The sequence below is a fragment of the Agrobacterium salinitolerans genome, assembly GCF_027498475.1.
Taxonomy (GTDB): domain Bacteria; phylum Pseudomonadota; class Alphaproteobacteria; order Rhizobiales; family Rhizobiaceae; genus Agrobacterium; species Agrobacterium salinitolerans.
The window spans coordinates 186,807-198,927 of the sequence record NZ_JAPZLN010000002.1; the positions used below are offsets into that span (position 1 = coordinate 186,807).

Genomic DNA, 12,121 nt, shown 5'->3' on the forward strand with positions numbered 1-12,121 from the left:
TTCAGCCGCCCTCCGGCTCGAAATCCACCAGCACCGCACCGGCCGCGACCATATCGCCCTCAATGCAATTGATGGCCGTGACGGTGCCTTTCGCCGGCGCGCGGATCGTGTGTTCCATTTTCATCGCCTCCATCACCACAAGTGCCTCGCCGGCCTCAACCGCAGCACCGTTGCTGCTCAGCAAGGCGCGGATGACGCCGGGCATGGGCGCTTCCAGGCCGCCGGTATGGGTAGCGGCATCCGCGATATCGACGGGATCCGGCTGGTCGATGCGATAATGCTCGCCATCCAGAAAAAGAGTGTAACGGCCATCCTCGGCAAAGAAATGGCCCTGCCTTTTCCTGCCTTCCACGGTCGCTTTGAATTTGCCATCGTCCGAGAGGTCCCCATGGACATTGATGGCCCGTCCGTCGATCTCAAACGAAAAACCATCCGCCTCATGCGTGACGCCAACGCTAAGCGGCTGGTTGTCAAAGACGAAACACAGCGTTTCCCTTGCCGGCGCGTTGAGGCGGAAGGCCGCCGTCTTGTTCCATGGGCTATAGGGATCTGCCTGTGAATCAGGCTTTCCGTTTTTCTGCCGCGCAAGCAGCAGGCCAAGCGCGGCCATGGTTATCTCGTTCCCGTCCATTGCTGCCGGAGCAAACAGCGCCACTTCGTGACGGGCGATGAAGCCGGTGTCGAGATCGGCGTTCGCGAAGGCCGCCAGTCCCGCAAGCCGCGTCAGAAAGGCGGCATTGCTGGTGACGCCACAGATCGCCAGATTTTCGAGCGCCAACCGCAAATGCCGCAGCGCCGATGGGCGATCACGGTCCCAGACGATCAGCTTGGCGATCATCGGATCGTAATGCACGGTGATGGCGTCGCCGGCGCGGATGCCGCTGTCGATCCTGACATGAGGGCTCTGATCGGGGAAAACCAGATGGCTGATGGTGCCGATCGACGGCAGGAAATCATGCGCCGGGTCCTCGGCATAAATCCGCGCCTCGATGGCATGGCCGTTTATGCTGAGACCGGTCCAGTCTTCCGGCAGGGACTCTCCGTTGGCGACGCGGATCTGCCATTCGACCAGGTCGAGACCGGTAATATATTCCGTGACCGGATGTTCGACCTGCAGCCTCGTATTCATTTCCATGAAATAGAAGTCGCCGGAAGGGTCGAGCAGGAATTCCACCGTTCCCGCGCCGCGATAATCGATGGTGCAGGCGGCGGCGACCGCCGCTTCATACATGCGCTGGCGAAGCGCATCGGGCAGGCCGGGGGCAGGAGCCTCCTCGATGACCTTCTGGTGCCGGCGCTGGATCGAGCAGTCGCGCTCGAAAAGCGAAACACAGTTGCCATGGCCATCGGCAAAGACCTGCACTTCCACATGGCGCGGCCGCTCGAGGTATTTTTCGATCAGCATGCGGTCATTGCCGAAAGCGGCCAGCGCTTCGCGTTTTGCGCCGGCAAGCTCCGCTGCGAAGTCGCGCTTCTGCCGCACGATGCGCATGCCCTTGCCGCCGCCGCCGGCCGAGGCCTTGAGCAGAACGGGATAGCCTATGGCGTCCGCCTCGCTGCCCAATCGCTCCTGCGCCTGTTCCTCACCGTGATAGCCGGGAACGACCGGAACGCCGGCCTTTGCCATCAGCGCCTTTGCCTCGCTTTTCCCGCCCATGGCGCGGATTGCCGCTGCCGGCGGGCCAATGAAAACGAGCCCGGCGGCGGCGCAGGCTTCGGCAAAGCCGGCATTTTCCGAAAGAAATCCGTAACCCGGATGAATGGCTTGTGCGCCGCAGGCATTTGCGGCGGCGATGATTTTTTCGCCGTCGAGATAGGAGGCCCGCGCGGGGGCCGCGCCGATGGCGATGGCCTCGTCGGCCAACGCCACATGCATGGCGTCACGGTCGGCATCCGAATGGACGGCAACAGTGCGGATGCCCACCTTGGCGGCGGTGCGGATGATACGGCAGGCGATTTCGCCCCTGTTGGCGATCAGTATTTTTGAGAACATCGTCGCCTCACATCCTGAATATGCCAAAACGGGTGGGTTCAATCGGTGCATTGAGCGCGGCGGAGAGGCCAAGGCCAAGCACGAGGCGGGTATCCTTCGGGTCGATGATGCCATCGTCCCAAAGTCTGGCGCTGGCATAATAGGGATGTCCCTCCCGCTCGTATTTTTCCCGGATCGGCTGTTTGAAGGCCTCTTCCCCTTCCTTGGACCAGTGACGGCCATCGGCCTCGATGCCATCGCGACGGATTTGCGCCAAGACGGACGCCGCCTGTTCGCCGCCCATCACCGAAATGCGGGCATTGGGCCACATCCACAGGAATCGTGGCGAATAGGCGCGGCCGCACATGCCGTAATTGCCGGCCCCGAAGGAGCCGCCGATGATGACGGTGAATTTCGGCACTCTGGCTGAAGCGACAGCGGTAACGAGCTTGGCGCCGTCCTTGGCGATGCCGCCTGCCTCATAGGCCTTGCCGACCATGAAGCCCGTGATGTTTTGCAGGAAAACCAGCGGGATACCGCGCTGGCAGCAAAGCTCGATGAAATGCGCGCCCTTCAGTGCCGATTCCGAAAACAGAATGCCGTTATTGGCGACGATGCCGACAGGATAACCGTGGATGTGGGCGAAACCGCAGACCAGCGTGGTGCCGTAAAGCGCCTTGAACTCATCGAATTCGGAACCGTCCACCAGACGGGCGATGATCTCGCGCACTTCGAATGGTTTGCGCGTATCGGCGGGAACGACGCCATAAAGCTCCTCAGCCGGATAAAGTGGTTCTACGGGTTCGCGGATATCCAGCTCCACCTGTTTGCGACGGTTGAGGGTGGAGACGATCCGCCGGGTCAGCGCCAGCGCGTGCCGGTCGTCGCGTGCATAATGATCGGTGACGCCGGATTGCCGGGAATGCACATCCGCGCCGCCCAGCTCTTCCGCACTCACCACCTCGCCGGTCGCGGCCTTCACCAGCGGCGGGCCGCCGAGAAAGATCGTGCCCTGATTTTTGACGATGACGGACTGGTCGCTCATGGCAGGCACATAGGCCCCGCCCGCCGTGCAACTGCCCATCACCACGGCAATCTGGGCGATGCCTTCCGCTGACATATTGGCCTGATTATAGAAAATGCGGCCGAAATGATCGCGGTCGGGAAACACCTCGTCCTGATTGGGCAGGTTCGCGCCGCCGGAATCCACGAGGTAAATGCAGGGCAGGCGGTTCTCCGTGGCGATTTCCTGCGCGCGCAGGTGTTTCTTCACCGTCAGCGGATAATAGGTGCCGCCTTTCACCGTCGCATCATTGGCGACGATGACGCATTCGCGGCCCGAGACCCTGCCGATGCCGGTGACAATGCCGGCGGCGGGAATCGGCTCGTCATAGACCTCGTAAGCTGCAAATTGCGAGAATTCGAGGAATGAACTGCCGGGATCGAGAAGCGCTTCGATCCGGTCGCGCGCCAGCAATTTGCCGCGGGAAAGATGCCGTTCACGAGCCTTGTCGCCGCCGCCTCTCAATATTTTCTCGACGTGCTGCTGCAGGTCATCGACCAGGCCTGACATGAAATCGACATTGGCGGCAAAGGTGGGGTCGCGGTTCAGGCTGGATGTAAGCTTCATCTTGTGTCCTCACCCGTTGCCCTTGACCAGTTCGCGGCCGATCAGCATCCGGCGGATTTCGCTGGTGCCGGCACCGATTTCGTAAAGCTTTGCGTCGCGCAGCAGCCGTCCGGCCGGGCTTTCATTGACATAACCGGAGCCGCCGAGAAGCTGAATTGCATCCAGCGCCACCTGTGTGGCCCGCTCGGCGGCAAAGAGGATCGCGCCTGCCGCATCCTGCCGCGTGATGCGGCCATTGTCGCAGGCACGGGCCACGGCATAGACGTAGGCGCGGGATGCATTCATGGCCGAATAGATATCGGCAAGCTTTCCCTGCACCAGCTGGAATTCGCCGATCGGCTTGCCGAATTGCTTGCGCTCGCGGGTATAGGGCAGCACCAGATCGATGGCTGCCTGCATGATACCAACAGGGCCGGCTGCCAGCACGGCGCGCTCGTAATCCAGCCCGCTCATCAGCACCGTCACACCGTCATTGAGGCGACCAAGGATGTTTTCCTCCGGCACCTCGCAATCCTCGAATACCAGTTCTGAGGTAGGCGAGCCGCGCATGCCGAGCTTGTCGAGTTTCTGGGCCGGGCGAAAGCCCTTGAAGCCTTTTTCGATCAGGAAGGCCGTGATGCCGCGCGCACCGGCGGACATATCCGTCTTGGCATAAACCACCAGCGTATCGGCCTCGTGGCCGTTGGTGATCCACATTTTTGCGCCGTTTAGCACATAGTGATCACCTTTGCGTTCCGCCTTCAGCCGCATCGACACGACATCGGAACCGGCTTCCGTCTCGCTCATGGCGAGGGAGCCGACGTGCTCGCCGGAGACCAACTTCGGTAGATATCTGTGCTTCTGCTCTTGCGTTCCCCAGCGGTGAATCTGGTTGATGCAGAGGTTGGAATGAGCGCCATAGGAAAGGCCGATGGAAGCGGAAGCCCGGCTTATTTCCTCCATCGCCACGCAATGGGCGAGATAGCCCATGTAAGCGCCGCCGAATTCTTCCGAAACGGTGATACCGTGCAGGCCAAGCTCACCCATTTGCGGCCAGAGCTGACGCGGAAACCGGTCGTCGCGATCGATCGCGGCGGCGAGCGGGGCAATTTTATCGTCTGCGAATGCACTTGCGCTGTCGCGCAATGCTGCGATTTCCGGGCCTAGATCGGCATCGAAAATGGCGGCGAGATTCAAACTCATCGCGTCTCCTCCTCCGGACGGCATCTGCCGCCGTCCCTTTTGTCAGCAACCGGCACCTCCTCCGCGCCGGCAACCCTTGATTATGGCGCGTCACCTCCGGTGAAGGCGGCGGAACGGCGCACGAATGTCTTGATGGCGAAATTGGACTGGATGCGCGACACGCCGGGAACCGTGGTCAGGAAATCCAGTAGCTCCTGATAATGCGGCAAATCCCGCACCATGGCGTGGATCAGATAATCGGAACTGCCGCTGGTCTGGTAACCGCCCACAACTTCCGGAATGGAAGCGACGTGGTGTTCGAAGGTGGTCAACGCTTCCTTGATCTGCCGCTCCAGCGTGACGGAAATGAAGACGCCCATGTTGCCGAGCAGACGGTTCTCATCGAAGACGGCGGTATAACCGCGAATGATGCCTTCCTCTTCCAGCTTGCGCACGCGGCGCAGCGTCGGCGTGAAGGAGAGACCGATGCGGGCGGCAAGATCCCGCCAGCTGACCCGCCCGTCATCGCCGAGAACATGCAGAATCTTCTGGTCGAAACTGTCGAGCTCAATCATGGATCATTTGCTCTATGATATGACTATTTGTTGGATCAAAGATATCGCCAATCAAAAAACTGTCAATCAAAATAGCTTTGAAATGAATTCGAGATAGTGATAGCGTTCACATCAGTCGCGGTCTGGAGGAGATTTGCGGCGGGCCGGTTCCTCACGTCAGGGCTGGCCAAGGGAGGTGAATTTGGCTGTGCATGACCCTGTCGTGATCGACGGGGCCGCCCATGCTTTCATGGGCAGGCCTCAGAACCAATTCCAGTTTGCGACGTTGCCGGCATCAGGTGACGTCGACGCGTCTCATGCGCTTCTGCTTTTGGGGGAGAGGCCGCGATGATGCTCACCGAAGCCCAGCAACAGATCAGAGATATGGCCCGCGACTTCGCCCGCGAGCGGCTTGCCCCTGGCGCCGCTTCGCGTGACCGGGAAAGCCGTTTTCCCAAAGACGAATTGAAAGCGATGGGCGAGCTCGGTTTCCTCGGCATGCTGGTCTCCGAAGAGTATGGCGGGGCGGAGACCGGCGCCGTTGCTTACGCACTGGCACTGGAGGAAATCGCTGCCGGGGATGGTGCCTGTTCCACCATCATGAGCGTCCATAATTCCGTGGGATGTGTGCCTATCCTAAAATTCGGAACCGAAGGCCAGAAGCAGCGCTTCCTGCCGAAACTGGCTTGCGGCGAATGGATCGGCGGTTTCGCGCTGACCGAACCGCAGGCTGGCTCCGATGCGTCAAATCTCAAGACCAAAGCGCGGCGCGATGGTGATCGTTATATTCTTGATGGCGCTAAGCAATTCATCACATCAGGTAAAAATGGCGATGTCGTCATCGTTTTTGCCGTCACCGACGCGACGGCGGGCAAGAAGGGTATCACCGCCTTCATCGTGCCGACGGACACGCCGGGTTACGAGGTCATAAGGGTCGAGGAAAAGCTCGGCCTGCATTCATCCGATACCTGCCAGATCGCCTTTACCGACATGGCGGTGCCAGCCGAATTGCGGCTGGGCGAAGAGGGGCAGGGGTATCGCATTGCGCTTGCCAATCTGGAAGGCGGACGCATCGGCATCGCCGCGCAAGCGGTAGGCATGGCGCAGGCGGCCTTCGAGGCGGCGCGGGATTATGCCCGTGAGCGCAAGGCCTTCGGGCAGGCAATCATCGAACATCAGGCGGTCGCGTTTCGCCTCGCGGATATGGCGACGCGCATTCAAGCGGCGCGGCAGCTGGTGCTGCATGCGGCGGCGCTGAAGGAAGCGGGTGAGCCCTGTCTTTCGGAGGCTTCGATGGCGAAGCTCTTCGCTTCCGAAATGGCCGAGCGCGTCTGCTCGGACGCCATCCAGATTCACGGCGGTTACGGCTACATGGCGGACTATCCGGTGGAGCGGATCTATCGCGATGTGCGCATCTGCCAGATTTACGAGGGGACCAGCGATGTCCAGCGAATGGTGATCGCGCGGAACCTTTGAGCGTTGTTTCGCGGTCTGGAGGAGACCGCGACGGGAGGAGTAGAATGGACATAACCGAAACGCCACGTCTCAGCCTGCATGTTCCCGAACCTGCGGTGCGGCCCGGCGGGGAGCCGGATTTCTCCAATGTGAAAATACCCAAGGCCGGCTCCGTGCCGCGCCCGGAGGTTGACGCCGCGCCGGAAAGCATGCGCGATCTTGCCTATTCGATCATCCGTGTCCTCAATCATCAGGGCGAGGCCGTTGGGCCATGGGCAGGGCTGCTTTCGGATGAGGACCTGCTGGTGGGCCTGAAGAATATGATGCGGCTTCGGGCTTTCGATGCGCGCATGCTGATGGCGCAACGGCAGGGTAAAACCTCTTTTTACATGCAGCATCTGGGCGAAGAGGCGGTGAGCTGCGCCTTCCGCAAGGCGCTCTCCAAAGGCGACATGAATTTCCCGACCTACCGGCAGGCCGGGCTGTTGATCGCCGACGACTATCCGCTCGTCACAATGATGAACCAGATCTATTCCAACGAACTGGATCCGCTGCATGGGCGGCAGTTGCCGGTGCTTTATTCGTCGAAGGAGCATGGTTTCTTCACCGTCTCCGGCAATCTCGCCACGCAATATGTGCAGGCGGTCGGTTGGGCGATGGCGTCGGCCATCAAGGGCGATACGAAGATCGCCGCAGCATGGATCGGTGACGGTTCGACGGCGGAGTCGGATTTTCACTCGGCGATGGTCTTTGCCTCCACCTACAAGGCTCCGGTGGTTCTCAATATCGTCAATAACCAATGGGCGATTTCCACCTTTCAGGGCATCGCGCGCGGCGGTTCGGGAACCTTTGCGGCACGCGGCCTGGGCTTCGGCATTCCCGCACTGCGGGTCGACGGCAATGACTATCTCGCCGTTTATGCCGTGGCGCGCTGGGCGGTGGAGCGGGCTCGCCGCAATCTCGGCCCGACGCTCATTGAATACGTCACCTATCGTGTCGGCGCCCATTCCACTTCCGACGATCCGAGCGCTTACCGCCCCAAGACGGAGTCCGAGGCATGGCCGCTGGGCGATCCGGTTCTGAGGCTCAAAAAACATCTCATCCTGCGCGGCGTCTGGTCGGAGGAACGGCACCGGCAGGCAGAGGCGGAAATTGCCGATGAGGTGCTGGAAGCTCAGCGCGAGGCGGAAAGCCACGGCACGCTGCACGAAGGCAAAAAACCGCCGAAAAAGGATATTTTCGAGGGTGTCTACGCCGAGATGCCGCCGCATCTCGTCCGGCAACGTCAGAAGGCAGGGTGGTAAGGCATGGCAAGAATGACGATGATCGAAGCCGTCCGTAGCGCCATGGATGTGTCCATGGAGCGCAGTGACGATGTCGTGGTGTTTGGCGAGGATGTGGGCTATTTCGGTGGGGTTTTCCGCGCCACGCAGGGGCTGCAGGGAAAATACGGCAAGACCCGCTGTTTCGATGCGCCGATCAGTGAATCCGGCATCGTCGGCACTGCCATCGGCATGGCTGCTTATGGGTTGCGGCCCTGTGTCGAAATCCAGTTCGCCGATTACATGTATCCCGCCTATGACCAGATCACCCAGGAAGCAGCGCGTATCCGTTATCGCTCCAATGGCGATTTCACCTGCCCGATCGTTCTCAGAATGCCGACCGGCGGCGGCATTTTTGGCGGGCAGACGCACAGTCAGAGCCCGGAAGCGCTTTTCACCCATGTCTGCGGGCTGAAGGTGGTGGTTCCTTCCAATCCCTATGACGCCAAGGGGCTGCTGATCGCTTCCATCGAAGATCCCGACCCGGTTATGTTTCTGGAGCCGAAGCGGCTTTATAACGGTCCCTTTGATGGCCATCACGACCGGCCGGTGACGCCGTGGTCCAAACACGAGATGGGGGAGGTGCCGGAAGGGCACTACACCATTCCCATCGGCAAGGCGGAGATACGCCGTCCCGGAAACGCTGTGACCGTCATCGCTTATGGCACCATGGTGCATGTGGCGCTGGCGGCGGCGGAAGAGACTGGCGTGGATGCTGAGATCATCGATCTTCGCAGCCTCTTGCCGCTCGATCTCGATACAATCGTCAAGTCTGTCTCCAAGACAGGCCGTTGCGTCATGGTGCATGAGGCGACGCTGACCTCCGGCTTCGGGGCCGAAGTCGTGTCTCTGGTGCAGGAGCATTGTTTTTATCACCTAGAGGCTCCCGTCGTCCGCGTCGCGGGCTGGGATACGCCTTACCCCCATGCGCAGGAATGGGACTATTTTCCGGGACCGGCCCGCGTCGGGCGCGCCCTTGTCGATGTCATGGAGGCCTGATTATGGCGGAATTTGTTATCACGATGCCCGATGTCGGTGAAGGTGTGGCGGAAGCCGAACTGGTGGAATGGAACGTCAAACCGGGCGATCTCGTCCATGAGGACATGGTGCTGGCCGCGGTGATGACCGACAAGGCGACGGTGGAAATCCCATCCCCGGTGGCGGGGATCGTCACCTGGCTTGCCGTGACGGTTGGAAATACCGTGCCGGTAAAGGCGCCGCTGCTGCGCATCGAAACCGATGTCGCCGTCGCCGCTTCCAATGGCAGCGCGCCGGAAGCGGAAGTGCCCACCCAGATGACGCAAGCGCCTGCCGACATGACGGACACGCCGCCACCCGTTGAAACCCAACCTGCGGCGCGAGAGGCCGAGGAGGCGCCGCCGGCGCCCGCCGCCGAACCGTATCATAAACCGTTGGCGTCTCCCGCTGTTCGCCAGCGCGCCGACGATCTCGATATCGATCTCACCAAGGTCAAGGGAACGGGGCCTGACGGGCACATCACCCATGCCGATCTCGACGGGTTTTTAACCGTGCGGGGACGGCCGGACCGTCCCGAGCCGATAGCGCCCCACGATAGCGCTGTCGAGGAGGTGAAGGTGACCGGGCTCAGGCGCAAGATCGCCGAGAAGATGGTGCTTTCGGCCTCCCGCATTCCCCACATCACCTATGTCGAGGAAGTCGACGTGACCGATCTGGAGGATTTGCGGGCAACCATGAACGGCAATCGCCGTTCCGGGCAACCGAAGCTGACGATCCTGCCGTTCCTGATGCGCGCGCTGGTGAAAGCCGTTGCCGATCATCCCGGCATGAATGCCACCTTCGATGACGAAAAAGGGGTCGTCAGCCACTATGAAGCGGTTCATATCGGCATCGCCACGCAGACGCCGTCGGGCCTCACCGTTCCGGTCGTGCGTCATACGGAAACGCTCGGCCTTTGGGAATGCGCGGACGAAGTCGCACGCGTCGCCGAAGCGGCCCGCACCGGCACGGCCCATCGGGAAGAATTGATGGGCTCCACCATCACCATCAGTTCGCTGGGAGCCTTGGGCGGTGTCGTCTCGACGCCTATCATCAACCATCCCGAGGTGGCGATCATCGGCGTCAATAAGATGACGACGCGGCCGGTCTGGGACGGCACGCGTTTTGTGCCGCGCAAGATGATGAACCTGTCTTCGAGCTTCGACCACCGGGTCGTTGACGGCTGGGATGCCGCCGTCTTCATCCAGGCCGTCAAGGCGCTCTTGGAAAAGCCGGCTCTGATCTTCATCGATGGCTGAAAGCTTTTTTCCGTGAAGCACTCCGGCTTCACGGAACTGTTTCGGTGTCGGTATAGGCTTGCGTTCGTTATCTTCGGGTATAGAAGAGAAGAACGAGAAACATGTTTTCTCATCATGATCACAGTGGCGGACGAGGGCGCTCCGGTGCCCGGCGGTCCGCCCTCCGCCGGCAACCGAATGAAGAAGAAGGTCCTCCCATGCGCACTCCCAAACCCGTTGTCCTGACTATTCTCGATGGCTGGGGGCTGAACGAGGACACATCCAGCAATGCGCCGGTGCTGGCGAATACGCCCACTATGGACCGGCTTTTCGCCACCTGCCCGAATGCGAGGCTCACCACCTTCGGCCCGAATGTCGGTCTGCCCACCGGGCAGATGGGCAATTCGGAAGTTGGCCACACCAATATTGGCGCGGGCCGCATCGTCGCCATGGACCTCGGCCAGATCGATCTGGCCATCGAGGACGGCAGCTTTTTCCGCAATGCGGCGATGCTTGATTTCGCCGCCACCGTGAAGGCCGCGGACGGTGTGGCGCATCTGATGTGCGTCGTTTCCGATGGCGGCGTCCATGGCCATATCCTCCACGGCCAGGCGGCGGTGAGGCTGATGATCAGCCACGGCCTGAAAGTGGTGGTACATGCCATCACCGACGGCCGCGATGTCGCGCCGCAATCGGCTGAAGAATTTGTGGCGGCACTGGTGGCGAGCCTGCCGCAGGGGGCAAGCATCGGCACGGTGATCGGCCGCTATTATGCGATGGATCGCGACAACCGCTGGGAGCGCGTCGAGAAAGCCTATGACGCCATGGTTCTGGCGAAAGGAGAACACGCGCGGGATGCGGTAAGCGCCGTTGCTCAGAGTTATAGGAACAACGTCACCGACGAATTCATCCTGCCGACGGTGATCGATGGTTATGAAGGTTTCAAGGCCGGCGACGGCCTGTTCTGCCTGAATTTCCGGGCCGACCGTGCCCGTGAAATCCTGCTCGCGATAGGGGCGGACGATTTCGACGGTTTTTCGCGCGAAAAGCCTGTCCTTTCGGCTCTGCTTGGCATGGTGGAATATTCCACCCGCCATAATGAATTCATGACGACGGCTTATCCGAAGCGAGATATCGTCAATACGCTCGGCGCCTGGGTGGCAAAGCAGGGGCTCACGCAGTTTCGTCTCGCCGAAACGGAAAAATATCCCCATGTCACCTTCTTCCTGAATGGCGGCAAGGAAGAGCCGGAAGTGGGCGAAGACCGTTTCATGCCGAAATCCCCGAAGGTCGCGACCTACGATCTGCAGCCGGAGATGAGCGCGCCGGAAGTGACGGAAAAATTCGTCGAGGCGATCGGCAAGGGTTACGATTTGATCGTCACCAACTACGCCAACCCCGATATGGTGGGTCATACCGGCGATCTGCAGGCCGCAATCAAGGCCTGTGAAGCCGTGGATCGTGGGCTTGGTGCCGTCGTTGCCGCTCTTGAAAAAGTGGGCGGCGCGATGCTTGTCATTGCGGACCACGGCAATTGCGAAACCATGGTCGACCCAGTGACCGGCGGCCCGCATACGGCCCACACCACCAATCCGGTGCCGGTGATCCTTTTCGGCGGCCCGGAAGGTGCGAAGCTGCATGACGGCATTCTTGCCGATGTCGCGCCCACCCTGCTGCAACTGATGAATGTGCCGCTGCCGCCGGAAATGACGGGCAAAAGCCTGATTGACCTCTAAATAATCACACGCCGTCGCGCGGGAGCGTTCCAGCCT

Annotated in this window: 9 protein-coding genes; 5 read left to right on the plus strand and 4 right to left on the minus strand. The window is 60.8% G+C overall.

The features are described 5' to 3' along the window. Nucleotide 1: 1 nt before the first annotated feature. The 4 genes from O9X91_RS09665 to O9X91_RS09680 form a co-directional block, all read right to left on the minus strand. Complete coding sequence (locus O9X91_RS09665; protein ID WP_269833868.1) at nt 2-1,993, minus strand: acetyl/propionyl/methylcrotonyl-CoA carboxylase subunit alpha; 1,992 nt, start codon at nt 1,991-1,993, stop codon at nt 2-4. Between the two features lie 7 nt (nt 1,994-2,000). Next, nucleotides 2,001-3,602 (minus strand): carboxyl transferase domain-containing protein, encoded by a 1,602-nt coding sequence (locus O9X91_RS09670; RefSeq protein WP_269833867.1) that lies wholly within the window; start codon nt 3,600-3,602, stop codon nt 2,001-2,003. A gap of 9 nt (nt 3,603-3,611) precedes the next feature. Continuing rightward, the gene (locus tag O9X91_RS09675) at nt 3,612-4,784 is read right to left on the minus strand and encodes an isovaleryl-CoA dehydrogenase (protein WP_269833866.1); all 1,173 of its coding nucleotides are present in this window, start codon (nt 4,782-4,784) and stop codon (nt 3,612-3,614) included. Between the two features lie 80 nt (nt 4,785-4,864). Next, on the minus strand, nt 4,865-5,338 hold the full coding sequence (locus O9X91_RS09680; protein ID WP_077985119.1) for an Lrp/AsnC family transcriptional regulator: 474 nt from the start codon (nt 5,336-5,338) through the stop codon (nt 4,865-4,867). A 327-nt stretch (nt 5,339-5,665) separates the two neighbouring features. Between O9X91_RS09680 and O9X91_RS09685 the strand changes: the two genes are divergently transcribed. The 5 genes from O9X91_RS09685 (at nt 5,666) to gpmI (ending at nt 12,085) form a co-directional block, all read left to right on the plus strand. Continuing rightward, complete coding sequence (locus O9X91_RS09685) at nt 5,666-6,793, plus strand: acyl-CoA dehydrogenase family protein (protein ID WP_142912000.1); 1,128 nt, start codon at nt 5,666-5,668, stop codon at nt 6,791-6,793. Between the two features lie 44 nt (nt 6,794-6,837). Further along, nucleotides 6,838-8,076, plus strand: a complete 1,239-nt coding sequence (locus O9X91_RS09690; RefSeq protein WP_142911999.1) for a 3-methyl-2-oxobutanoate dehydrogenase (2-methylpropanoyl-transferring) subunit alpha — start codon at nt 6,838-6,840, stop codon at nt 8,074-8,076. Between the two features lie 3 nt (nt 8,077-8,079). Further along, nucleotides 8,080-9,093 carry an alpha-ketoacid dehydrogenase subunit beta gene (locus tag O9X91_RS09695; protein WP_065118089.1) on the plus strand — a complete coding sequence of 338 codons (1,014 nt, stop codon included), beginning with the start codon at nt 8,080-8,082 and terminating at the stop codon, nt 9,091-9,093. 2 nt (nt 9,094-9,095) lie between these two features. Beyond that, nucleotides 9,096-10,370: a dihydrolipoamide acetyltransferase family protein gene (locus O9X91_RS09700; protein ID WP_269833865.1), complete on the plus strand. Its 1,275-nt coding sequence runs from the start codon at nt 9,096-9,098 to the stop codon at nt 10,368-10,370. Nucleotides 10,371-10,567: 197 nt separating this feature from the next. Beyond that, nucleotides 10,568-12,085 (plus strand): 2,3-bisphosphoglycerate-independent phosphoglycerate mutase, encoded by a 1,518-nt coding sequence (gpmI, locus tag O9X91_RS09705; RefSeq protein ID WP_137411527.1) that lies wholly within the window; start codon nt 10,568-10,570, stop codon nt 12,083-12,085. Nucleotides 12,086-12,121 lie beyond the last annotated feature (36 nt).

Bases quoted from the DNA above. Each gene is read 5' to 3' on its own strand.
- gpmI (WP_137411527.1), top strand. From the start codon at position 10,568: ATGCGCACTCCCAAACCCGTTGTCCTGACTATTCTCGATGGCTGGGGG.
- O9X91_RS09695 (WP_065118089.1), top strand. From the start codon at position 8,080: ATGGCAAGAATGACGATGATCGAAGCCGTCCGTAGCGCCATGGATGTG.
- O9X91_RS09690 (WP_142911999.1), top strand. From the start codon at position 6,838: ATGGACATAACCGAAACGCCACGTCTCAGCCTGCATGTTCCCGAACCT.
- O9X91_RS09685 (WP_142912000.1), top strand. From the start codon at position 5,666: ATGATGCTCACCGAAGCCCAGCAACAGATCAGAGATATGGCCCGCGAC.
- O9X91_RS09675 (WP_269833866.1), bottom strand. From the start codon at position 4,784: ATGAGTTTGAATCTCGCCGCCATTTTCGATGCCGATCTAGGCCCGGAA.
- O9X91_RS09670 (WP_269833867.1), bottom strand. From the start codon at position 3,602: ATGAAGCTTACATCCAGCCTGAACCGCGACCCCACCTTTGCCGCCAAT.
- O9X91_RS09665 (WP_269833868.1), bottom strand. From the start codon at position 1,993: ATGTTCTCAAAAATACTGATCGCCAACAGGGGCGAAATCGCCTGCCGT.
- O9X91_RS09680 (WP_077985119.1), bottom strand. From the start codon at position 5,338: ATGATTGAGCTCGACAGTTTCGACCAGAAGATTCTGCATGTTCTCGGC.
- O9X91_RS09700 (WP_269833865.1), top strand. From the start codon at position 9,096: ATGGCGGAATTTGTTATCACGATGCCCGATGTCGGTGAAGGTGTGGCG.